The organism is Corynebacterium phoceense (assembly GCF_900092335.1).
Classification (GTDB): Bacteria; Actinomycetota; Actinomycetes; order Mycobacteriales; family Mycobacteriaceae; genus Corynebacterium; species Corynebacterium phoceense.
On the sequence record NZ_LT596208.1, the window covers coordinates 991,579 to 1,015,046 of the forward strand.

Sequence of the window (23,468 nt, forward strand, 5' to 3'; positions counted from 1 at the left end):
GCCGCAGCCAGCGCGAGCCCCGCCGGCGCCATCGTCGTGCGCACCGCCGATCCGAGCGTCCATCTCGTGCTCGTGCCGCATGCAGGTCCCAATTACACCCAATGGCAGCTCATCGAAGAGACGCAGCCGTTGCCCGCGCCCGCGTGGCTGAGCCCCGGCGAGGCTGACGCATTGCTCGCCCAAGCGACCGAGGAATCCGCCCGCATCATCGAGGGGCTAGATTATGTCAAAAAAGACTTGCCCAATCCGCGGCTCACCGTCGGCACCCTCTCCGACTTCTACGACACGCCCGGGCTCCCCGATGCCACCCCGCCCCGCGCCGCCAAACTCTTTGCCCGCGCAGACCGCGTCGCCGCGATCATCGAGACCGTCACGGACCGCCTCCAGGATCACTCGCTCGACCCGCAGCTGCTCCGCCTGTGGCGGCACATCCGGCAGGCCCGGATGGCCGGCGTCGCCTACGCCGTCGCCGACTTCGGCCGCTGACGCGAGCCCCCTTAAATCAAGTCATTTCACTTGATTTAAGGAGTTCGTTCGTCGCTGGTCAACTTATTTAACTTGACTTAATGAGGTTTGTGGAGGCTCCAGATATCGCAACATCCCTCAGCGCACGGTGCGCCATTGACTGTGCAGCCCTGCACGGTGACGGTGCCCAGCCCCTCCGGCTGACGGTCAGCGCAAAGCTCTTCGATGAGGTCCACAACCATCGAGGAGAACGCGTCGCTCGGCCCCGCGGTCCGCGTGCGGTAGATCTCCACGCCTTTCTCTTTCGCCGCAGCGACGAGCTCGGTGTCGAGGTCCCACACGACCTCCATGTGGTCCGAGATGAAGCCGACCGGACACACGACGAGCTGCTTCACACCCTGCTCCGCGAGCGCTTCCATGTGGTCGACGACGTCGGGCGCGAGCCACGGCGTGGCGGGATTGCCCGAGCGCGAGTTCCATACCAAGTCATAGTCCTCGACGCCGGCGGCATCCGCGATGAGACGTGCGGCCTCGGCGACCTGGCGTGAGTAGAGGTTCTTATCACCCTCTGCTCCCCCGACCGCGTCGTGCGCGGTAGGGATGGAATGAGCGGTGAAGACAAGGCGGGCATCGGACAGCTTGGCAAAGCCTTCGCGCACTCCAGTGGCCATTTCCGCGATGAACTTCGGGTGGTCGAAGAACTGGCGCAGCTTGGTAAAGCGAATCTCCGGGTAGCCCTTCTCTGCTACATAGTCGCGCAGCTTGACGATGTCCTCGTCGTACTGCAGGCACGCCGAGTAGCCGCCCCAGGCGGAGGTGGCGAAGACCAGGACGTTGGTCTTACCCGCTGCGGTGAGCTCGTCCACGGCCTCGGTGCCGAACGGGTGCCAGTTGCGGTTGCCAAAGAAGACCGGCAGGTCCAGTCCGCGCGCGGCGAGTTCAGCCTCGATATGGGCAATGAGCTCGCGGTTTAAGCCATTGAGTGGGCTTACGCCGTCGAAGTGGAAGTAGTGCTTGCCCACGACCTTGAGTCGCTCGCGCGGGATGCCGCGGCCCCGCGTGACGTTTTCAAGAAAAGGAACGACCTCCTCGTTTCCTTCCGGGCCACCGAAAGAAAGAACGAGGAGGGCGTCATAATCACCGGCATGAGTGTGTGCGTCAGTCATACCAGTGACCCTACCAACCAAAGGTTGGAGAACTTGGTCGCCTTGACGATGGGGACCGAAATTGGTCAGCGTGATCTGCGACTCAAGGCGAAAGGGCAGATCTAGCTCATGATGGGGACGTATCTCCTCTGTTCTCACCACGCACACGTCCGAGACTTCGGACTTAAGGTGAGAAGTTGGCTTAGCCGATGAGGCGCACCGCGTACGGGGCCATGCCGCCATAGCGCACAGGCGAGACCTGGACCGTGCCGCCCGACTCCGGAGCCTCAATCATCGTGCCGTCGCCCAGGTAGATGGCTACGTGCTGGCCGCCGCCCGGACCGTAGAAGATGAGGTCGCCGCGCTTCATCTCGCTCGGATCCACCTTGGTGCCCTCGTTGTACTGGTAGCCGGTGTAGTGTGGCAGCGAGATACCCGCGGCCGAGAACGCATAGAGCGTGAGGCCGGAGCAATCGAAGCCCACCTTGTTGTAGTCGCCGAAGCTATCGGCCACACCGCCGTCGCGGATGCCCTTGGTTGGGCCGTTGGCGTCGCCGCCACCCCATGCATACGGGGTGCCCACCTGCGACATCGCACGCGCGATGACAGCTTCGATGCGAGCATCGGTGCCCTGGCTGGCCACCGCAGCGGTCGCTTTCTCCGTGATGGACTGCGTCGTATCCAGTGACTCGAGGACGCCGTCCAGGTCGCCCACAAGGTCACTATCTGCTCCCGATGCCGCGTTGGTCACCGCGCCAGCCTCCCCGGCTTTGTTCTGATCGTTAAACGCGTCAGAAACGGCCGTGAGCGTGTTCTGGATGGCGGAGAGCTGTCCCTCGTCGAGGGAGCTGCCCTGGGCAAATGCCGTGTGATCCGGCTGTGAGGCCGCAATCATGGCGGCTGCCGCGCCGAAAACGCCGCCCGCCACAGCAAGTGTTTGTCCATCAACGCTGGAGACCTGCTCGGTAGCGCCGCCCTGAGCGGCGTTCTGCGAACTCATTTCCGCTAGCGCCTCGACGGTCTGTGTCGTCGTGTCGGAAGCGTCTGCGGTGCCGGTGGTTGTTGGCTCCGCGTCGGCGACTGTCGTGCCGGCGGTCTGCGTGCCTTCCCCTGCAGCAGACGTGGTCACAGAATTGGCGTTGGAGTTCGACGCGGTGGTCGACACCTCCGTCGAGGACTGGGATGCCGAATCGTTGGAGTTCCCAACATTTTCTCTGGCCCCTTGATTACCTTGCGTCGCTTGCGTATCGCTCGTCGCGGACGGGCCGGAAGCGCCTACAGTCGTGCGGGCGCGGGAGCCGCGGGCGGCATCGAGAGCAGCCTGGGCTTCTTCCTGCTGCGCGACGAGGGTCGAGCGCTCGCTCATCGCCTCCTCGACCGCGCTTTGGCTCGAACCCAGGATGGCCCGGGCCTGAGCCTCGGCGTCTGCCGCGCGCTGCTCGCGGGCTGCCGCGAGTTCCTCAGCCTTGCGCAGCTGCGACTCCTTGTTGGCCTTCTCGGTGCGCTCCCGCTCGAGCTGATCGACGACTTCCTTCTGGGAGTCCGCCTGCGAGCGCAGGTAAGACTGGCGCTCCAGCATCTTTTCGCGTGCGTCACCGCCAGCGGCGGTGGTCACGGAATCCGAGGCAGCCGAGCGACGGTACGCCGTGCGCGACAGTTCGTTGAGGCGCTCTTGTGCCTTCTCCACGGCGGACTGCGCATCATCAAGCTGCGTGCGCGCCGTGGAAGTTCCGCGCTTGGCTTGCGCCAGCTCGGTGCGAGCGTCCTGGAGATCGACGAGGGCGCGGTTAACGTCCTCGCGACGCTGGCCGATTTCTGCCTCCAAGCGGGCAATCTCGCCCTGGACTCCGGCGATGGCGCCAGCAAGGTCAGCAATGGAGCCCTTCCCGCCCTTGAAGGCGGCCGTGAGGTCTTCGATGGTGAGCGACTTCTCCTGCGCGACGGCAGGAGTCATCGGAGCAATGGTAGACAAGCTCGCCGTGCATGCAGCAGCGGCGAGGTAGGAACGCAGGCGGAAACGCCCGCCGATGGAACGCCGACGCGTGTCGGCCGTCAAGGTGGTGGCCACGAGGTAACTCCTCTACGCACCTTCCCCTCGCCTTGAACGCGCCCGCACTGACGGATAAAGGCGCGCCGATCCCGGCGTCGGGTATGGCTGAGACTCCCGCAAGCCCACAAGGACTGCGAGATACGCACCACGAGCCAAGCCCTCGGCACCCTATGTCAATTCGCACAAGACATAGGAATGCCCGGGGCCCAGGAGACGCAGCAGTGACGAGGATGTCACACACCTATGCTCACGCCGGCGACAGAGCGCCTCGACGGTCATCGAGGACCAACTCTCCCGCCGTATGCGAGTGCCCCGGCGGGGAGAAACTCCCGTCGGGATATCTGGTAGACCTTTGCCTCGGAGTGACTCCCGGCTGCAGACCATTTCAGGGCTGCAAACGCTGGGAGTGCCCGTGGGGCACGACCTTCCAGAAGGTATGCGAGCATCCGCCATCGTCTGCATTCTCCTTCCGGTTGACCACGCTCCGCGCGTGGCGGTGCAAGTAACCGGACTCGTGGAGTTGCGGGAATGCAGTCACGGTATGCCGGAGCCGGGCCCCAGACGGCCTTCCCCGCGGGGTTGGACGCCCAGGCGCGTGGAACACGCTGCCCGATGTGGCTCGCCGTGGTCGCATCCTCGCCCCAGTCACACAGATGCGTGTTTCTGAATAGAAGAACTTAAACGAACACAGTGCTGCCAACTGTCAAGCGACTCCTGCTCCTCCACCCCGTGCGGGTCCTTCCCCATCGAACTTCGTGACGCTCTCGGCCTGCTTCCCCACATGCCCGTGCGTTGTCGATATTGGGTCTGGATGTCCCTCTCGCGGTAGCTGAGATAGAAATCAACTCTCGAGTTGACTCCTAAAGCATAAGTCACTTGCAGGGTCCAGTACACCTACTTGCCCATTTGCCACATGCGTCAAGGAGCGCCCCATGACCCACGGGTGAGTTCAACCTGCAATGATCTCGATACCAATTCGTTATGTGACTCTGGTCACGATCGTCGAATGTACCGTAACACTCTCGACGCTTGCCGAGATGGCGCCATCCGCGACGCTATGCGAGAAGTGAACCACTTCTGACGGCAAACGTGCAGTAGCGTCAACCCCTAGTGGTTGACTCCGACCCCTCCTCCCCTCTCCTGGTGTGTGCAGAGCGAGTGGCAGCGGACTGGAGTATGACGTCCTGGAACCGTTGCAGTGGATGCCGTGGATTCGGTCTGAGATTGTCACGAGATGGGCGTGGGTGTCGCGGCATGGTTCCAAGTTGGAGATGTGCGCACGAGCCCAGGCGGTCGAGCACGGCGGAGCTGGAGTGAGCCCTCTTCGAGCGGCTTCCGTCGGGAATTCCGACCAACATGTGGAGGGTTGAGTATCACTCCTCAAGGGGTGCTCCGTGGGTTCATGGGTTTAGGAAATATTTATGCGACTATGTGGGGAGGGATACGTTTTGACGCGGGCACGCAGCGCGGGCTGGACGTTGGCGACTCGGCCTGCCGGAGTGAGGTGTCGGACCGTAGATAGCTCTTAGCACGTGTTGCGCGGAGACGGTCCCGCACGCGAGTGGCGGCATATGGTGTCGCGCTATTCCCCGGCCGTCGAACGCGGCGGGACGGTGCCGAGTGAGCAAGATGTGGGATGGGGGCATCGGCAAGCGGGCGGGCGCGAAAGAGTAACTAGACCTTTTTGGAAGATCTGGCGCGAATGAAGACCGTGGCGGCGCCGGCTAGTGCGGTGATGGCGAGCCCGAGGATAAGCCACTCCGCGGGCATGGTGGCGGCGCCGAGATGGGCGTGAAGCTGGTTCAGAGCCGTGACCTGATCGAGTCCCGGTGCCACCGCCTGTTGCGCGGATTCCAGGGCGGCGCGTGAGTGAGAGTCGCTCACGGCTGAAATGCCTTGGGGCGCCTGGACGATGACAGTGTCGAGATCGGAGGCTTCTTTGAGTGCCTGTGCAAGATCGCGGAGATCGGCGAACTTATCGGGATAGATATCGACGACCGCTATCCCTTCCCCGGGCTGCAGCGCGCCGGATACAGATGCTTGCAGAGCCGGATCGCTGGCGAGCCCCACGTTGGAGTACGCCACCGAATCCTCGAGAAGCTGCTGCGAGAGGTCGGCGATATCTGCGTCGGGCGGGATCACTTTTTCTCCTTATATATGGGAGCGGGGTGTGTGGTGTGCCCGCGATACCCTCTACTTAACCTGATTACCCCCATTGGAGCGGGGATGACGCGCGGAAGAGTGTGAAAACATGAAAACAGAACGGACGTACTGTTATAGTTGCCCCCAGGCGAATCTTCGCCCGTCTAGTATTGAGGGGTGAACGTTCGCGTTCTTCTTAAGACGCCAGTTCGGTCGATCCGCGCCCGGAGCGCGCTGTCCCCAGCGCTACTCCTTCCACTAGTGCGGAATGATCGTGAGCGATTTAAGAGCCTCACAAGAACATACTGTTCAACAAACAAGGAATGGAGCTCCCTGTGACTGAAAGCCTGAACTCCTTCGGTGCCAAGAAGACCCTTGATGTCAACGGAAAGTCTTACGAATACTTTGACATCAACGCGGTTGAGGGCCTGGAGAAGCTGCCGTACTCCCTCAAGGTGCTTGCTGAGAACCAGCTGCGCTACGAGGATGGCAAGAACGTAACCAAGGATCACATCAACGCCCTCGCCAACTGGAACCCGGACGCAGAACCGGACACCGAAATCCAGTTCACCCCGGCCCGCGTCCTCATGCAGGACTTCACCGGCGTTCCCTGTGTGGTCGACCTCGCCACCATGCGTGAGGCCATCGTTGCCCTCGGCGGCAAGCCGGAGCAGGTTAACCCGCTCAACCCGGCTGAGATGGTCATTGACCACTCCGTCATTACCGAGGCATTTGGCTCCTCCGAGGCTCTGGAGAAGAACGTCGAGATCGAGTTCGAGCGCAACCGCGAGCGCTACCAGTTCCTGCGCTGGGGTTCTGAGAACTTCTCCAACTTCAAGGTCGTGCCCCCGGGAACCGGTATTGTCCACCAGGTCAACATCGAGTACCTCTCCCGCGTCGTCTTCGACAACGACGGTCTGGCATACCCGGATACCTGTATTGGTACCGACTCCCACACCACCATGGAAAACGGCCTGGGCATCCTGGGCTGGGGCGTTGGCGGCATCGAGGCCGAGGCTGCCATGCTCGGCCAGCCGGTCTCCATGCTCATCCCGCGCGTTGTCGGCTTCAAGCTCACCGGCGAGATTCCGGTGGGCGTTACCGCTACCGACGTCGTTCTCACCATCACCGAGATGCTGCGCCAGCACGGCGTTGTCCAGAAGTTTGTCGAGTTCTACGGCAACGGTGTCAAGTCCGTGCCGCTGGCCAACCGCGCCACCATCGGTAACATGTCGCCGGAGTTCGGCTCCACCGCCGCTATCTTCCCGATCGACGAAGAGACCATCAAGTACCTGACCCTCACCGGCCGCCCGCAGGAGCAGATCGACCGCGTCGAGGCTTACGCTAAGGCTCAGGGCATGTGGCTCGAGCAGGATGCTCCCGAGGCCAAGTACTCCGAGTACCTCGAGCTCGACCTCGGCACCGTCGTCCCGTCCATCGCTGGCCCGAAGCGCCCGCAGGACCGCATCCTCCTCTCCGAGGCAAAGGAGCAGTTCCGTAAGGACCTGCCGACCTATGCCACCGGCGACGTTGTGGTCGACGAGTCCACTGTTGAGGCCAAGCGCATGGGCGCCGAGGGCGGCGACCAGACGCTCGAGGACGTCACCGGCGGTCTCAACAAGTCCCGCGAGGGCCACGGCGAGTCTGCAGCCAAGGGCAATGTCGGCCGCCAGTCCAACCCGGTCATCGTCTCCTCCCCGAACGGCGGCGAGTACACGCTGGATCACGGTATGGTGGCCATCGCCTCCATCACCTCCTGCACCAACACCTCGAACCCGTCCGTCATGGTCGGTGCCGGCCTCATCGCCCGCAAGGCTGCTGCCAAGGGCCTGAAGTCCAAGCCGTGGGTGAAGACCATCTGTGCTCCGGGCTCCCAGGTTGTCGACGGCTACTTCCAGCGCGCCGACCTCTGGAAGGACCTCGAGGCCATGGGCTTCTACCTCTCCGGCTTCGGCTGCACGTCCTGCATCGGTAACTCCGGTCCGCTGCCGCAGGAGATCTCGGACGCCATCAACGACAACGACCTGGCTGCCACAGCAGTCCTGTCCGGTAACCGTAACTTCGAAGGCCGTATCTCCCCGGATGTCAAGATGAACTACCTTGCATCCCCGATCATGGTCATCGCGTACGCCATCGCCGGTACTCTCGACTTCGACTTCGAGACCCAGCCGCTCGGCCAGGACCAGGACGGCAACGATGTCTTCCTCAAGGACATCTGGCCCTCCTCCCAGGAGATCGAGGACACCATCCAGCAGGCCATCTCCCGCGAGATGTACGAGAAGGATTACGCGGACGTCTACAAGGGCTCCGAGGCATGGCGCAACCTGGAGGTTCCGGAAGGCGGCCGCTTCGAGTGGGATGAGGACTCCACCTACATCCGCAAGGCTCCGTACTTCGACGGTATGCCAGCTGAGCCGGCCCCGGTTGAGGACATCCACGGCGCTCGCGTTCTGGCTAAGCTGGGCGACTCGGTCACGACCGACCACATCTCCCCCGCTTCCGCCATCAAGCCGGGCACACCGGCTGCGCAGTACCTCGACGAGCACGGTGTTGCCCGCAAGGACTACAACTCCCTCGGTTCCCGTCGTGGTAACCACGAGGTCATGATGCGTGGTACCTTCGCCAACATCCGCCTGGCTAACCAGCTGGTTGACGTCACCGGTGGCTACACCCGTGACTTCACCCAGGACGGCGCACCGCAAGCCTTCATCTTCGACGCCTGCCAGAACTACAAGGCCGCGGACATTCCGCTGGTCGTCCTGGCTGGTAAGGAGTACGGCACCGGTTCGTCCCGTGACTGGGCTGCAAAGGGCACCATCCTCCTCGGCGTCAAGGCCGTCATCACCGAGTCCTTCGAGCGTATTCACCGCTCGAACCTCATCGGCATGGGTGTTATCCCGCTGCAGTTCCCGGCTGGCGAGTCCCACGAGTCGCTGGGCCTGGACGGCACCGAGACCTTCGACATCGAGGGCATCACGGAACTGAACAACGGCAACACACCAAAGACGGTTCACGTCACCGCCACCAAGGAGTCTGGCGAGAAGGTCGAATTCGACGCGACCGTCCGCATCGACACGCCTGGTGAGGCTGACTACTACCGCCACGGTGGCATTCTGCAGTACGTCCTGCGCCAGATGGTCAAGGCCTAAGGTCTTCCATCGCCGTGCACCCCTGCCCTAGCGTGGGGCGTGCGCGACACCGACGTAGATGAAGGGGCCGCGTGGCCATCGCACGATGGTCACGAAGGCCCCTTTGTCGTCCTTTCATTCCTTAAACTTTTGAACTTGTAGGAAGCGAGCGTGAGTCGGCTATGCCTATAGTTAGCGACGACGAACTCAATCGCAGGCGCCAAGACATCCTGGTGGGCGCCCGCCGGTGCTTTGCGCAGCACGGCTACGAGGGAGCGACCGTTCGCCTTCTGGAGGAGGCGACTGGCAAGTCCCGCGGCGCTATCTTCCATCACTTTGGCGACAAAGAGTCGTTGTTCCTGGCGCTCGCGCGCGAGGATGCTGCCCGCCAGGCCGAGACGGTTGCGAACAACGGTCTTGTTGAGGTGATGCGCGACATGCTCACGCACCCTGAGCGCCATGACTGGCTCGCTACTCGTCTGGAAATCACGTCCATGCTGCGCACGGACCCGAGCTTCCGTGCCCGGTGGAAGGATCAGCAACAAATCCTTGATGACGCAGTGCGGGCACGCTTGCAGACCAACCGCGAAGAAGGCCGCATGCGTGATGACGTCGATATCGAAACGCTCGTGGTGTACCTCGAGACGTTCATGGACGGCTTCATCTCCCGCCTGGCGCGCGGTGACCAAGCAGGTCTTGAAGAAGTCCTGTCGATTGTGGAGCAAACGATTCGTGCGCGGCGCTAAAACGTCGTAAAGCACGCCGAGTAGCCCGCTTCCCCTCGTAGGGAGCGGGTCTTTCGCGTCTTGGCGCTAGTTACACGGCACGTCGGGTCCGAATTCGCGGCGTTTGTAGATCCTGCCGTCGTTGCCTTTGTAGTAGACGTCGCCGTCTCTCTTTTTCATGTTGTGGTATTCGCACAGCATGAGGATGTTGTCCAGGTTGGTCTCCCCGCCTTTCGCCCAGGCTTTGAGGTGGTCGGCCTGGCACATCGAGAACGGAATCTTACAGTCCGGGTCCATACAGGTGTGTTGGACTGCGGCCGCCATGTCGCGTTGGGCTTGGGTGAAGTAGCGTTTGAGGCGGTATTGCTTCATCGGCTCGTTGCGCGCGTTGACAATCGTGGCAAGTCCCACCCCGGCGAGGAGTTCTTCCATGNGGTTGTCGCCTTTCTTGGACAGGCGGTCGATTTTGGCCAGGACGCGGATGCCGTGGCCGAGGCGGCGGGCGGCGTCGCGGGCTTCGCCGATGCGTGGATGGGAGGCTTCCCAGAAGGTGCGCACGAGAGGCATGTAGAAGTCGGCGTCGGCGGTCGATAGGCCGGCGTCCCAGTAGTCGGTGCGGCGCCAGCCTGTAAGTTCGCGCAAGGAGTCGACGTTTTCTTCCTTGAGCCGAGAGACGAAAGAGTTCATGGCTTCGACGCTAAACAACGCGTGTCAAGGCCCGCTAGGGTGAAAACTCAATCTGTGGAAAACTGCCCGAAATCGCCAACTATAGTGTGCAACCGAAAAAGTTCTCCACAGGCTTTCCTGAGAAAAACTTGCGTTGTGGTGCGGATTCGGTACTATGGCGCGCCCGCGCGAGGCACCCTCATGGTGGGCGGAAAAACTACGGCCCGGCGGCCTGCAGAAGACCGCCGGGCGGATACGGATCTAGATGGACGCGACGGAGTCGGAGCCGTCAATGAACGCCAGCGGCGACTCCGGGAATGAGTCGCGGGAAACGACCTCCGTGACGACGTCGGCGACAAGCTCGCGCGAGGTGTGCGTGTCCTTGGCGCCGGAAGCCTCGTCCGGCACGACCTTTAGGCCGCCGGCGGGTTCCTCGGTGAGCGCGGAGGGGCCGAGAATGAGGTAGTCGAGCGAAGAGATGTTAAGGCGGGCATCGACAGTCTTCTTCGCCGAAACGTAGGCGTCCCAGGAGTTGCCCTCCAGCGACGGGGAATTCTGAGTCGCCCCGATGTAGGAAATCATGACCAACTTAGGGACAGCGCGGTCCGAGGCGGCGAGAGCCTCCAAGGCGTCGATGACGGTGAGCGCACCATCGCGGTCCACGGCGGTGGTCAGCTCAGCGCCGCCGCGGCCGCCGTTGCCGGCGCCCCAGACCACGACGTCGACGCCGTCGAAGAGCTTCTCCCAGTCCGTCTGCGTCAGCGAAGTAATGTCGCCGAGTACCGGCTGCGCCCCCAACTCCCGCAGCTCGTCGAAGTATTCTTTCTTGCGCACGAGCGAGCGCACGGTGTGACCCGCGGAGACGAGCTTCGGTGTGGAAAGTAGCCCGATCTTGCCGTGGCCGCCGATGTACATGACAGTTTTAGTAGTAGAAGGCATGCCGCCCCACCGTACCACCGACGTAGGAGCACAGCCGTATAGAATACACAGACATGTATGCCATCATGACTGTCACCGGTGCAGACTCCACCGGCATTATCGCCGCCGTCACCACCGCGATCGCGGAGAAGAACGTCAACGTCGTCGACGTCTCGCAGACCCTCATGTCGGGTTTCTTCACCATGATCCTGCGCGTCGAGTTCGACGAGAAGGAAACGACCATCGCGGACCTCCAGACGCACATGGCTCCGGTCGCCGAGGCCACCGGCCAGGCCATTCGCCTGCAATCCGAGGCCATCTTCACCGCTATGCACGAGGTCTAAGCAGCCATGTCGACACGTTTTAATACCTCCGGTGTCATCGACACCATCGAGATGATCGACAAGTACCGTCTCGATATCCGCACCGTGACCATGGGCATCTCCCTGCTCAGCTGCGCGCGTTCCACCATGGCGGAGACCGCGCAGGCCATCTACGACCACGTCACCCGCCAGGCTTCCCGCCTCGTCGAGGTGTGCGAAGGCATCGAGGCCGAGCTTGGCATCCCCATCGTCAACAAGCGCATCTCCGTCACGCCCATCGCGCTCGTCACCGCCGGCGTGGACGGCAGCCCGGTTGAGGCCGCCAAGGCGCTCGACAAGGCGGCCAAGGAAGTCGGCGTCAATTTCGTCGGCGGCTACTCCGCCCTCGTCGAGAAGGGCGCGACCACTGCGGACAAGCGTCTCATCAACTCCATCCCGGAGGCCCTCGCCAACACGGACGTCGTCTGCTCGTCGGTCAATATCGCGTCGTCGCGCGCCGGCATCAATATGAACGCCGCCAAGCGTCTCGGCGAGATTATCAAGGAGTCCGCGGAGCTTACCAAGGACGATTCCGCCATCGCGTGCGCGAAGCTCGTCGTCTTCGCCAACTCCGTAGGCGATAACCCGTTTATGGCCGGCGCCTTCCACGGCATCGAGGAGCCGGATTGCGTCGTCTCCGTCGGTGTCTCCGGCCCTGGCGTCGTCGACCGCGCGCTCGGCTCGCTCGAGGGCGCCACCCTCGACCAAGTCGCCGAGGAAATCAAAAAGGCCGCCTTTAAGATCACCCGCGCCGGCCAGCTCGTGGGCAACCTCGCGGCGGAGCGTCTCGGCGTGCCGTTCGGCATCATCGACCTCTCGCTTGCCCCCACCGCCGAGCTCGGCGACTCGGTAGCGCACATTCTCGAACACATGGGCCTGGACCAGGTCGGCACGCACGGCACCACCGCGGCGCTCGCGCTGCTCAACGACGCGGTGAAGAAGGGCGGCATGATGGCCTGCTCCCGCGTAGGTGGCCTCTCCGGCTCCTTCATCCCGGTCTCTGAAGACAAGGGCATGATCGACGCCGTGCGCTCCGGCAGCATGAAAATCGAGAAGCTCGAGGCCATGACGGCCATCTGCTCGGTGGGCCTCGACATGATTGCGATCCCGGGCGACACCTCGGCCGAGCTTATCGCCGGCATGATTGCGGATGAGGCAGCCATCGGCGTCATGAACCATAAGACGACCGCCGTGCGCGTCATCCCGGTTCCGGGTACGCAGCCCGGCGACGAAGTCAACTTCGGCGGACTCCTCGGCTACGCCCCGGTCATTCCGGTCAACCAGGTGGGCAATTCCACCTTCATTCACCGCGGCGGCTTCATCCCTGCCCCGGTCCACGGTTTCCGCAACTAGCTTGCCGATGCCCCCTTCTCCCCGCCGCCGCAGCCCAGCGCGAGCCCAAGGACGGTCACACGGTGTTGATGCTGCACTCGCGCACCGTGGCATAGGCCGTGATCTCTGCGACGAATGCTGGGTCATGGCACGTGATGATAAGCGCGGAGCCGGCGCTGAGCGCGCGGTGCAGGAGAGAGTGCAGGGCGGTGCGGCCGGTGGCATCGGCAAGCGTGTCGGGCTCGTCGAAGACCACGACTTCGCGGCCCTGCGCTACGGTGGCCGCGACCTGGGCTACGCGCAACTGCGAGGCCGACGCGTCGAGGGGATGCTCGTCCGGCGGAAGCCCTAGCTCTGCGGTGAGCGCGGCGTCGCCCACGAGCTGCGCGAGCGTTGGGGTAATCGCCTGGTCCATGGGCGATTGAAGGGCCATGCCGAGCGAGGAGTGCGCGGGCTCGTGGCCGTCGAGTCCCGCGGCGGCGCGCAGAAGCGTCGTCTTGCCCGAGCCGTTGCCACCGCGCAGCCACGTGACACCGCCATGCTGCACCGGGATGGTGACGGGGCCGACGGCAAACTCGGCGTGCTCGGGGGCTTTGAGCTTCCACCAGCGTCGGCGCTGCGTGCCGCGGGTGGCGCTGAGCGGCCCGAGGGTGAATCCGTCGCCGGGCGCGACGGGCGTGAGGTCGGGTCGGGTGGAACGGGTGTCCGCCTGGACGAGGACGACGGCGGTCTCCCCCAGCCCGTGGAGCAACAGTTCGACTTGGGCGCGCGAGTTGGGATCGAGGCCGGCGTAGGGCTCGACGACGATAAGCACCTTGGGATGTGCGATGGCGACGGCCGCGCAAACAAGGCGGCGGGTCTGGCCGCCGGAGAGCCGGGCCGGGTCGCGTTCGGCCAGCTCGGTGAGACCGACGGCGGCGAGCATGTCATCGACGCGTGCGGCCATCTCGGCGCGCGGGGTTCCGCGGTGCTCGAGGGCCAGGGCGAGTTCTTCGCGGACGGTGGCGCGCAGGAGCGAGACGTGGGCAGAGGCGTCGGCGCCGATGACGGTGTCGACGCCCCACTGCGTCGCGAGCTGGTGGGCGACCTCGTCGGCGTTTTCGTCGAAACCGACCGTGACGGTCGTGACCTCGCCGGGAATGGGTTCTAGAACCATGCGATAACCACCGTAGCGAGAACGAGGAAGCAGCGCAGCGCGCGTTGTGCTGCAGAGTCTGGGACCGGTTGAAGGAGGGTGCGCGGGCCGGGCTCGTCGAAGCCGATGGCGGCGAGAGCGTGGCCTCGCTGGGCGCCCTGCGTGAGCAGTCGCGCGATGACCGGGATGATGACGCGCGGACCGACGTTGCGCAGGCCGATCTTCACACCGGCGAGGCGATTGGCGTCGCGGACTGCGGACATGGCCTGGCGGCCCTGCGGCAGGGACTGCAGGGACGCACCGACGACGTAGGCGGCCTTATATCCGACGCGAGAGACCTGCATCCACTTGGAGACCTCGGAGACAGACAGCGCGGCGGCCGCGGCGAGGACGCAGCCCATAAGGGCGGCGAAGCGCAGGGACAGCGAGCCTGCGAGCGCCAGGCCATCGCTGGTGAGGAGGGGTGCGATGCGGTGCTCGCCGTAGGGGGCGTGGATGAGCACCATGGACAGCGCCGCCGGCACGGTAAGCGCCAGCGTCGTGGCGATGACGGCGACCGAGCGCGCAGCCCAGGTGCCGAGCACGAGTGAGAGGGAAAGGATAAGCGCCGAGGATAGCGGCGTATTAACCGCCACCACGAGGAACCAGCCGCACGCGGCGGCGAGCAAGACGGTGGCGGGGTGTGGGGACATGGGGTTAGGCGGCATCGGCAGGCTGGGGGCGCAGGGAGGCCAGCGTGCGCTTGGGCAGGGCCTTGAGTGCGGCCCAGACGATGAGGAAGACGATGGCCTTATCCAGCGGATCCGAGATGAAGGACTGCATGGTCACCGAGGCGAGCAGCGAATTGCCGAGCTCGCGGAAGAGCGAGACCACGGCGCCGGTACCTACGCCGGCGGTGCCGCCGTAGACGAAGGCCGCGACGGGGGCGGCGATGGCGCCGGTGATAATGCCAATGATGGCGCCGGAGACGATGACAGACCACCAGTGCTTGAACGCGCCAGACTTGACGGCCAACCCGGCGAGCCAACCGGTGGCGGCGGCGCCTGCGGCGAATGGGAGGGCCGCGGGGTTAATGAGGCCCCAGACGACGGACGAGAGCGTGCCGGTAGCCAGGCCCGCAATGGGGCCGGCGAGCGCGGAGACGAGGACCGTGCCCACGGAGTCGAGGTAGAGCGGCAGGCCGATGGTGCCGACGATCTCGCCGACTACGATGTTGAGCACGAGCGCGACGGGGATGACGGCGATGGTGCGTGCGGGCAGCGACGGCAGGGAACCAGCGAGGAGCAGGATGGCGCCTCCGACGTAGCCGCCGAGCGTAATGAGTGCGGAGCTCGAGCCCGCCACGGATTCCCAATCGGTGGGTCGGGCGAGGACGAGGTACAGCCAGGTGAAGAGAACGAGCAAGCCGCCGATAACGACGAGCGTCCGGCGCGCGGGAGTAAGCGAGAGTTGTGACATGTGTTCCTTAAGAGGTCGGCCGCGCGGGGCGCGGTACACGAATGGAGCACGTGCGCGTTCCTATGTCACCTCGGACGCGGCGTGCAAACAGCCCATAGTTTACGACGCGAGCGCGGTGGCACAAACTTGAGGCACGCGGGGGTGACGAGAAAGGCCGAAGGCCTGCCGCTGGTTGTGCTGGCGGCAGGCCTTCTTGGAGTTGAGCTTCTTCTTGTCCGGTATCCGTGTTGCGCGGGCACGCAGGACAAGATGCTCCTGGAGTTGCTCGGGGTTCATCTTCCACATGGAGCGGTCTTTCTTTTGCGCCATCACACCTCCTTTCGCGGTCAGAGTCTTCAGAGACGTGGCTTAGTCTAGCGTCTGCGACGTGTCCGCGATGTACAGGTCAAGCGCCTTCCAGACTTTTCCTGCCGAAGAGGATGATGCAGAACAGCTCGGGAAGCCCGATGGCCATGGTCTTTCGCAGAAAGGGGTGGACTCCCCGACCCTAACACCCGCTACTCGGCGAGGAAACGGGCTGCGCGGAGAAGTTCGGTGTGGGCGGCGTCGATGTCGGCGGCCGTGACCAGACGGGCGTTGTGCGGGGCGTCCCAGTGACTGCGGAGGTCGGCGACGGAGGTGCCGCGCAGGAGCGGCGAGTCGGCCTCGACGGCGATGGTGGTATCGACGGCGTCGAAGGTGATGCGGTCGAGCGCGATCATCGTCGTGAGGAGATCGTGAATCTGGGCTTGGTAGCCCTCGCCTTGGGCCTCGTGGAATTCGAAGTAGAAACGCAGCAGTTCGGGCAGGACGGTCGCGATGGGCGCGTCGCCTAGGACGTCAATGAGTTTGTCGAGACGCGGCGAGTCTATGAGGAATTGTTCGGTGACCTCGAGCGAACACAGCGTGGCTAGGTGGCCGGAGTGCCCTAGTTTCTCAAAGAAGCGCGCGGCTGCGTGCGGATCCACATGGAAATTCCACTCCGCCGTGGGCGTCGTGTTGCCGCGGTAGTTCACGGCGCCGCCCATGACGGTGAGCGACGCGAAGTCGTCGAAGCTGCGGCCGGCGGCCCACGTCGCGGCGTTCGTAAGCGGCCCCGTGATAATGAGGTGCGCGCCGACTGCTTGCGCACGCCTCCAGATGGCCCGCCAATCCGCTGCAAACTCATAGGAGTCCGGCGGCGAGAGATAGCCCACGCCGTGCGGGCCGTGGGTCTCCGGCGTCGTGACAAGCGGGACGGCGAGGGGGCTGGGCTGGCCGGGAGCAACGGGGACTTGGCTGAGGCCGAGAGTTTCCAACGCCCACGCGGCGTTGCGCGCGGTCTCCCCCACGCTCACATTGCCAGCAGACGTGGTCACGCCCACGAGCTCAATCTCGCCGACGTGATGGAGCGCGGCGAGGTAGGCCAACGCGAGGGTGTCGTCGATGCCCGGGTCACAGTCGAGAAGAACGCGCTGCATTAGGCGAGCTCCACGATCTCCATGTACTCATCGTTCCACAGGTCCTCGTCGCCGTCGGGCATGATGATGACGCGCTCAGGCTTGAGGGCTTTGACCGCGCCCGGGTCGTGGGTGACAAGGACGACGGCGCCGGTGTAGGTGCCCAGCGCCTCGAGGACCTGTTCGCGCGATTGCAGGTCGAGGTTATTGGTGGGCTCGTCGAGGAGCAGCACGTTGGCACGGGACGACACGAGCGTGGCCAGGGCCAGACGCGTTTTCTCACCGCCGGAGAGCGTGCCTGCGGGCTGTTCCAGCTTGTCGCCGGAGAACATGAATGCGCCGAGCAAGCCGCGCAGGTCCTGCTGGCCGGCGTCGGGGCAGGCCTCGATGGTGTTTTCCCACACCGTCTTGTCCGGGTCGATGGTGTCGTGTTCCTGCGCGAAGTAGCCAATGCGCAGGCCGTGGCCCGTAACAATGCCGCCCTCGCCGTCCGTGCGCTCGACGCCCGCGAGGAGTTTGAGCAGCGTGGTCTTTCCGGCACCGTTATAGCCGAGCACGACGACGCGGGAGCCCTTGTCGATAGCGAGATCGACGCCCGCGAACACCTCGAGGGAGCCGTACATCTTGGTGAGCCCGTGCGCGTTCATAGGGGTTTTGCCGCAGGGCGCCGGCTCCGGGAATTCGATGTGCGCGACCTTGTCGGCGACGCGGACGTCGTCAAGCTGGTTCATCATGCGGTCGGCGCGCGCGAGCATCTGCTTGGCGGCGGCGGCCTTCGTGGCCTTGGCACCCAGCTTGGCGGCCTGCTTTTTCAAGGCCGAGGCCTTCTTCTCCGCGTTGGCGCGCTCGCGGCGACGGCGGGCCTCGTCCGTGGCGCGGGCGTCGAGGTACTTCTTAAAGCCCATGTTGTAGACGTCCGCCTCGCCGCGCACGGCGTCGAGGAACCACACCTTGTTCACAACGGCTTCGAGCAGCTCGACATCGTGGGAAATCATGACGAGCCCGCCCTCGTGCTTAGCGAGGAAGCCGCGCAGCCACGTGATCGAGTCCGCGTCCAGGTGGTTGGTGGGCTCGTCAAGGAGCAAGGTGGTCTGGGACTTGCCTTCGCCTGACGATGCCGCGAACAAAATCTGCGCCAGCTCCACGCGACGGCGTTGGCCGCCTGACAGGATCTTTAACTGCTGGTCGAGGATGCGCTGCGGCAGGCCTAGATTGTCGCAGATCTGTGCGCACTCCGCGTCAGCTTCGTAACCGCCGAGGCCGTGGTACTCCTCCTCGAGGCGGGAGAACTTGCGGATGGCCTTGTCACGGTGCTTATCGTCCGTGGCGGTTTCCATGATCTCCTGTTGCTTGGCCATGCGGCGTTTGATGTCGTCGAGGCCGCGGGCGGAGAGCACGCGCTCGCGCGCGGTCTGCTCGATATTGCCCTCGCGGGAGTCCTGCGGGAGGTAACCAATGGGGCCCGAGCGGGTCACGGAGCCGCCGTAGGGCTCCGTCTCCCCTGCCAGGATGCGCATGGTCGTCGTCTTGCCCGCTCCGTTGCGGCCGACCAGGCCGATACGATCCCCAGGCTGGACGCGTAGGTGCTGGCCCGGGGCGTCGAGCAGGGTACGGGCGCCGACGCGCACTTCGAAATCATTGGTCACAATCACAAGGAGCCAGTCTATCAACCCGGATTTCTAGGTGGAACTCGCCACCAACTCGCTAGCACAGCTATATTGTGCGGCTATCGCGCACAGCGGCACGGCGGCCCACCGCCGGCTGGCACCGAGTAGACACAGACGTTTCCCTTTGGACATGCGCGTCCCCCAATCTGCCTAGTGCGCTGCGTCCCATCGCTGCCGATGAACAGGATGTGTTCACGACGGCGGGACACGAAGCCTTTCAACGAGGACTCGAAGATGCCGTCGGCCCTATCGACGAGCCTGGCCGTCGCGGCCGCGCATCATAATCGGGGAATCGAGGAACGCTTCCCGGAAGTCGCCGTATGTGGATAAGCGGAACGTCCACTTCTACGTCAACCGGCTGGGGTTTCACATCGTCGAGTTCTACAACCCGCACCATCCGGAACCTCACGCGCCGGCTGACGGTCATCGCGAGGACTGCGAGAAGCGCGAAACTCCCCTCCTCCACAGCATCGATGACTACTTCTTCCGGTTCGAAAAGCGGCGCGGTGAGGCCCCCGATACGCGACAACCCGCGCTCACGCGTAGGTGCGCAAGTGCGAGTTGGTGCGTTCGGACGGCTTAGACCGCGAAGCCGAGGGCCTGGAGCATTTCGCGGCCCTCCTCGGTGATCATGTTCGGGCCCCACGGCGGCATCCAGACCCAGTTAATCTGGACGGCTTCGGCCAGCTTGTTGCCGACCACGGCGTCTTCGACCTGTTCGCCGATGACGTCCGTGAGCGGGCAAGCTGGCGACGTGAGCGTCATATTGATCATGACAGTCTCCTTGCCGTCGACCTCTTCGAACCACAGGTCGTAGACGAGGCCGAGATCGACCACGTTGATGCCGAGCTCGGGGTCGATGACGTCACGCATATATTCGGTGACGTCGAAGGCCTTGGAAATCTGTTCCTCGGTCTGCGGCGGGCGCTGGCCGCCGCCGTCAAAGTTCGAGCTTTCGTTCTGGTACGGATCGATGAGTTCGTCGCTCATTGTTTATTCTCCAGTTCGTTGAGGGCGTCCGCAGTGGCGGCCTGGAAGGCCTTCCAGCCGAGGAGTGCGCATTTCACACGGGCTGCATATTTCGCCACGCCGGCAAAGGCAATGCCGTCGCCGATGAGGTCCTCGTCGCCTTCGTACTCGCCACGCGAGGTGACCATGTGGTCGAAGTCCTCGAGTTTCTTCATGGCTTCCTCAACGGGCAGGCCGACGACTTCTTCTGCCATGACGGACGTGGAGGCTTGCGAGATGGAGCAGCCTTCGCCGTGGTACGAAACGTCCTCGACGGTCGTGCCGTCGTCCGAGAGCTGCACGCGGAGGGTGAGCTCGTCGCCACAGGACGGGTTGACGTGGTGCACCTCGGCCTGGAACGGGTCGCGCAGGCCAGCATGATGCGGGTGCTTGTAATGATCCAGGATGACGTCCTGGTACATGGAATCAAGGTTCATGGTGCACTTCCCTACTTTGCGTCGTCTTCGTCGACGCCATCGACGCGGAAGAACTTACGTGCGTAGTGGATGGCCGCGACGAGCGCGTCCACTTCCTCGCGGGTGTTGTACAGGTAGAAGCTCGCGCGGGTCGTCGACTGAGCGTCGAGAGCGCGGTGCACAGGCCACGCGCAGTGGTGGCCGGTGCGCACGCACACGCCCTGATCGTCGAGGACCTGGCCGAGGTCGTGCGGGTGGATGCCCTCTACGCTGAAGGACACGGCGGAACCGCGGTTTTCCGGGGTGGTCGGGCCGTAGATGCGCAGGCCCGGAATCTTCTGCAGCTCCTCAAGCGCGTAGGCGGTGAGTTCCTGCTCGTGCGCATGGATCTTGTCCATTCCGATCTCACTGAGGAACTCGACGGCGGCGCCGAGGCCGACGACCTGCGAGGTCATCTGGGTGCCGGCCTCGAAGCGCTGCGGCGGCTCGGCGAAGGTGGTGCCTTCCATCTTCACGATCTGAATCATGGAGCCACCGGTGAGGAAGGGCGGGAGCTGATCCAACAGTTCGCGCTTGCCGTACAGGACGCCGACGCCGGACGGGCCGCACATCTTGTGGCCGGAGAACGCAGCGAAGTCGACGTCGAGCGCGTGAAAGTCGACCGGCATGTGCGGCACGGACTGGCACGCGTCGAGGACCACCATGGCACCCACGGCGTGGGCGCGGCGAACGAGCTCCTCGACGGGAGCTTGGGCTCCGGTAACGTTCGACTGGTGGGTAAACGCGACAACCTTGACAGAGTCGTCGAGCTCGAGCGAGTCGAGATCAATGCGGCCATCGGCGGTCGCCGAGTACCACTTAAGGGTCGCGCCAGTCCGGGCGGCGAGCTCCTGCCAGGGCACTAGGTTCGCGTGGTGCTCGACCTCGGTGATGACGATGGTGTCGCCTTCGCCGACGTAGAGGTCGCCCGCACGCTTATCGCCAAGCACGAAGGCGACCTCGTTGAGGGCCTCGGTGGCGTTCTTGGTAAAGGCGATCTCGTCGCCGTCGGCGCCGACGAACTTCGCGATGTTCTCGCGCGCGGTCTCGTAGGCATCCGTGGCTTCCTCCGCGAGCTGGTACGAGCCGCGGTGCACGGGAGCGTTGGTATGGAGGACAAAGTTCTCCTCAGCCTTCCACACCGACAGCGGGCGCTGCGAGGTGGCACCCGAGTCGAGGTAGACCAAGGGCTTATCCTCGCGCACGGTGCGCGAGAGGATCGGGAACTGTTCCCGGATGGCGGTCACGTCTAGGTCAGACATGACACCTCCTTGTTGAAAATCACGTCTAAGTTTGTGTCTAAATATTCGGTTATGCCGCCATGCGGCGGTGGGACGCGAAGGCCCGCCGGGAATGGTCCTGGCGGGCCGGGCGCGGGTGCTACTTGATGAACTTCTCGTAGCCCTCAGCTTCAAGCTGGTCTGCCAGTTCGGCACCGCCCGTCGTGATGATGTGGCCGTTGGCGAAGACGTGGACAAAGTCCGGCTTCACATAGTTGAGGATGCGCTTGTAGTGCGTAATCATGAGAATGCCGCCGCCGGTCTCCTCCTGGTAGCGGTTAATGCCCTCGGAGACGATGCGCAGGGCGTCGACGTCAAGGCCGGAGTCGGTCTCGTCCATGATGGCGAACTTCGGCTTGAGCAGGTCGAGCTGCATGACCTCGTGGCGCTTCTTCTCGCCGCCAGAGAAGCCCTCGTTGACGGAACGGTGTGCAAACGACTTATCGATGTCGAGCTTCTCGCGGGCGGAGGTGAGCTCCTTGTTCCACTCACGAAGCTTCGGGGCCTCGCCGCGGACGGCGGAGACGGCGGAGCGCATGAACTGTGCCATCTTCACGCCGGGGACCTCGGTCGGGTACTGCATAGCGAGGAAGAGGCCGGCGCGAGCACGCTCGTCGACGGACATCTCGAGGACGTTCTCGCCGTCGAGGAGGATCTCGCCGGAGGTGACCTCGTACTTGGGGTGACCAGCGATGACGTAGGACAGCGTGGACTTGCCGGAGCCGTTGGGGCCCATGACGGCGTGGGTCTCGCCGGAGTTAATGGTGAGGTTGACGCCCTTGAGAATCTCCTTGGGAGTCTCATTCTCATCGGACGGAACGACCTGCGCGTGGAGGTCTTTGATTTCCAGGGTAGACATATAAGTTTTCCTGCTTTCGCTAAAAGGCGTGTGGGTGCGTGACGCGGGGTGTTTTAGGCGTTGATCTTGGCAAGCTCAGCAACGACGCGAGCCTCGAGGTCCTCGCGGAGGGACTCGACCGGAATGCGGCCGATGACCTCGGAGAAGAAGCCGTGGATGATGAGGCGGCGGGCCTCAGCCTCCGGAATACCGCGAGACATAAGGTAGAACAGCTCGAGGTCGTCGAAGCGGCCGACGGTGGCGGCGTGGCCGGCACCGACGATCTCGCCGGTCTGGATCTCCAAGTTCGGGATGGCGTCTGCACGCGCGCCCTCGGTGAGGATGAGGTTGTTATTGGTCTCGTAGGTGTCGGTGTTCGTGGCAGACGAACGGATGAGCACGTCGCCCACCCAGCAAGTGCGAGCTTCGTTGCGGTTCGAGGCGCCCATCGCGGCGACGGGGTTCGCGTCGTCTTGGCCGGCGACACCCTGGAGCGCGCCCTTGTAGAACACACGGGAACGGCAGTTCGGCACGTCGTGGTCCACGAGCAGGCGGTTCTCGAAGTACTGGCCGGAGTCCGCGAAGTAGACGCCGAGCATTTCGGCATCGGCACCCGGGGCGTCGAAGACGACGCGCGGGACGAGACGGACGATCTCGCCGCCGAAGACCGCAGTGTTGTGGCGGAAGACGGCGTCGCGGCCGAGCTTGACCACCTGGTGGCCGAGGTGGACCGCGTCATCTTCCCAGTCCGCGTCGACGACGACGGTGACGTTTGCGCCATCACCGAGGATGAACTCGACGTTATCCGCGTGCGTGCCGGAGCCAACGTACTTGAGCACGACGGTGGCCTGCGCGTGGTGGCCGACCTGGATGGAGGTCGCGCCAAAGGAGGTCACTCCCTCGCCAGCACCCGTGATGGTGATTTCCACCGGCTCGGCCGGGGTGGCCTCAGCGTCGATGGTCACAAGCTGAGCCTCGGGCATGGAGGTCCATGCCTGCGCCGCGACACGGTCGGCGGGGGCACCGGCAGTGCCCAAGCGGGCATCGGAAGGCTCAAGCCTCTCCGTGGAGACGCCAGCCGGCGTGGTGACCTGAATCTTCTGCGCGACAACCGGGGCGAACTGGCCGTTGTGCAGGCCGCGGAGCTTGCGCAGCGCGATAAAGCGCCAGACCTCGTCGCGGCCGTGCGGGACCGGGAAGTCCTCGACGTTGAAGGAAGTAAACTGATCGCCCTTCGTGACGTCAGCCGGGTTGAATTCGTTGGAGGCGACCACTG

General features: G+C 64.0%; 20 protein-coding genes and 1 pseudogene. 5 read left to right on the forward strand and 16 right to left on the reverse strand.

All coding sequences use genetic code 11. The features are described from left to right. Positions 1-486: pseudogene (locus BN9444_RS08780) on the forward strand (hypothetical protein); the annotation flags it as partial. A gap of 77 nt (positions 487-563) precedes the next feature. Here BN9444_RS08780 and BN9444_RS08785 read toward each other — a convergent pair. The 3 genes from BN9444_RS08785 to BN9444_RS08795 form a co-directional block, all read right to left on the reverse strand. Next, positions 564-1,631 (reverse strand): ferrochelatase, encoded by a 1,068-nt coding sequence (locus tag BN9444_RS08785; RefSeq protein WP_066488214.1) that lies wholly within the window; start codon positions 1,629-1,631, stop codon positions 564-566. A gap of 181 nt (positions 1,632-1,812) precedes the next feature. Continuing rightward, complete coding sequence (locus BN9444_RS08790; protein ID WP_233423570.1) at positions 1,813-3,678, reverse strand: DIP1281 family NlpC/P60 protein; 1,866 nt, start codon at positions 3,676-3,678, stop codon at positions 1,813-1,815. Between the two features lie 1,656 nt (positions 3,679-5,334). After that, positions 5,335-5,802, reverse strand: a complete 468-nt coding sequence (locus BN9444_RS08795) for an Rv1476 family membrane protein (RefSeq protein ID WP_066488211.1) — start codon at positions 5,800-5,802, stop codon at positions 5,335-5,337. A 335-nt stretch (positions 5,803-6,137) separates the two neighbouring features. On the opposite strand from BN9444_RS08795, the gene can reads away from it, so the two are divergent. Then, entirely contained in the window at positions 6,138-8,951 is a 2,814-nt protein-coding gene (gene can / locus BN9444_RS08800; RefSeq protein ID WP_210386308.1) for an aconitate hydratase, read from the forward strand. Between the two features lie 161 nt (positions 8,952-9,112). After that, positions 9,113-9,676, forward strand: coding sequence for a TetR/AcrR family transcriptional regulator (locus BN9444_RS08805; protein WP_066488207.1), 564 nt, complete (start codon positions 9,113-9,115; stop codon positions 9,674-9,676). A 66-nt stretch (positions 9,677-9,742) separates the two neighbouring features. Here the strand turns inward: BN9444_RS08805 and BN9444_RS08810 are convergent, their stop codons facing one another. Both BN9444_RS08810 and BN9444_RS08815 read right to left on the reverse strand, forming a co-directional pair. Next, complete coding sequence (locus BN9444_RS08810) at positions 9,743-10,342, reverse strand: HNH endonuclease signature motif containing protein (RefSeq protein WP_068801785.1); 600 nt, start codon at positions 10,340-10,342, stop codon at positions 9,743-9,745. Positions 10,343-10,582: 240 nt separating this feature from the next. Beyond that, positions 10,583-11,260 carry an NAD(P)H-binding protein gene (locus tag BN9444_RS08815; protein ID WP_066493275.1) on the reverse strand — a complete coding sequence of 226 codons (678 nt, stop codon included), beginning with the start codon at positions 11,258-11,260 and terminating at the stop codon, positions 10,583-10,585. A gap of 53 nt (positions 11,261-11,313) precedes the next feature. Between BN9444_RS08815 and BN9444_RS08820 the strand changes: the two genes are divergently transcribed. Beyond that, entirely contained in the window at positions 11,314-11,583 is a 270-nt protein-coding gene (locus BN9444_RS08820; protein WP_066493272.1) for an ACT domain-containing protein, read from the forward strand. A gap of 6 nt (positions 11,584-11,589) precedes the next feature. Further along, positions 11,590-12,954 (forward strand): PFL family protein, encoded by a 1,365-nt coding sequence (locus BN9444_RS08825; RefSeq protein WP_066493269.1) that lies wholly within the window; start codon positions 11,590-11,592, stop codon positions 12,952-12,954. Positions 12,955-13,009: 55 nt separating this feature from the next. Here the strand turns inward: BN9444_RS08825 and BN9444_RS08830 are convergent, their stop codons facing one another. The 11 genes from BN9444_RS08830 to sufD all read right to left on the reverse strand — a co-directional run bounded on the left by BN9444_RS08830 (position 13,010) and on the right by sufD (position 23,466). Further along, a complete protein-coding gene (locus tag BN9444_RS08830) occupies positions 13,010-14,089 on the reverse strand; it encodes an ATP-binding cassette domain-containing protein (RefSeq protein WP_066513326.1) in 1,080 nt (359 codons plus the stop codon). Further along, complete coding sequence (locus BN9444_RS08835) at positions 14,080-14,760, reverse strand: CbiQ family ECF transporter T component (protein ID WP_066493265.1); 681 nt, start codon at positions 14,758-14,760, stop codon at positions 14,080-14,082. The genes BN9444_RS08830 and BN9444_RS08835 overlap by 10 nt, the downstream gene beginning before the upstream one ends. A 4-nt stretch (positions 14,761-14,764) precedes the next feature. Then, a complete protein-coding gene (locus tag BN9444_RS08840; RefSeq protein WP_066493263.1) occupies positions 14,765-15,526 on the reverse strand; it encodes a glycosyl transferase family 9 in 762 nt (253 codons plus the stop codon). Positions 15,527-15,625: 99 nt separating this feature from the next. Next, complete coding sequence (locus BN9444_RS08845) at positions 15,626-15,835, reverse strand: hypothetical protein (protein ID WP_066493261.1); 210 nt, start codon at positions 15,833-15,835, stop codon at positions 15,626-15,628. A 188-nt stretch (positions 15,836-16,023) separates the two neighbouring features. After that, positions 16,024-16,965 carry a nucleoside hydrolase gene (locus BN9444_RS08850; RefSeq protein WP_066493259.1) on the reverse strand — a complete coding sequence of 314 codons (942 nt, stop codon included), beginning with the start codon at positions 16,963-16,965 and terminating at the stop codon, positions 16,024-16,026. Further along, the gene (locus BN9444_RS08855; RefSeq protein WP_068801786.1) at positions 16,965-18,596 is read right to left on the reverse strand and encodes an ABC-F family ATP-binding cassette domain-containing protein; all 1,632 of its coding nucleotides are present in this window, start codon (positions 18,594-18,596) and stop codon (positions 16,965-16,967) included. The genes BN9444_RS08850 and BN9444_RS08855 overlap by 1 nt, the downstream gene beginning before the upstream one ends. Positions 18,597-19,190: 594 nt before the next feature. Continuing rightward, positions 19,191-19,601, reverse strand: a complete 411-nt coding sequence (locus tag BN9444_RS08865; protein WP_066493253.1) for a metal-sulfur cluster assembly factor — start codon at positions 19,599-19,601, stop codon at positions 19,191-19,193. Further along, positions 19,598-20,056 (reverse strand): Fe-S cluster assembly sulfur transfer protein SufU, encoded by a 459-nt coding sequence (sufU, locus tag BN9444_RS08870; protein ID WP_066493252.1) that lies wholly within the window; start codon positions 20,054-20,056, stop codon positions 19,598-19,600. Before sufU ends, BN9444_RS08865 begins: the two co-directional genes overlap by 4 nt. A gap of 11 nt (positions 20,057-20,067) precedes the next feature. Then, a complete protein-coding gene (locus BN9444_RS08875; RefSeq protein WP_066493250.1) occupies positions 20,068-21,336 on the reverse strand; it encodes a cysteine desulfurase in 1,269 nt (422 codons plus the stop codon). Positions 21,337-21,454: 118 nt separating this feature from the next. After that, on the reverse strand, positions 21,455-22,213 hold the full coding sequence (gene sufC, locus BN9444_RS08880; RefSeq protein ID WP_066493245.1) for a Fe-S cluster assembly ATPase SufC: 759 nt from the start codon (positions 22,211-22,213) through the stop codon (positions 21,455-21,457). A 53-nt stretch (positions 22,214-22,266) separates the two neighbouring features. After that, on the reverse strand, positions 22,267-23,466 hold the full coding sequence (gene sufD / locus BN9444_RS08885; RefSeq protein ID WP_066493244.1) for a Fe-S cluster assembly protein SufD: 1,200 nt from the start codon (positions 23,464-23,466) through the stop codon (positions 22,267-22,269). Positions 23,467-23,468 lie beyond the last annotated feature (2 nt).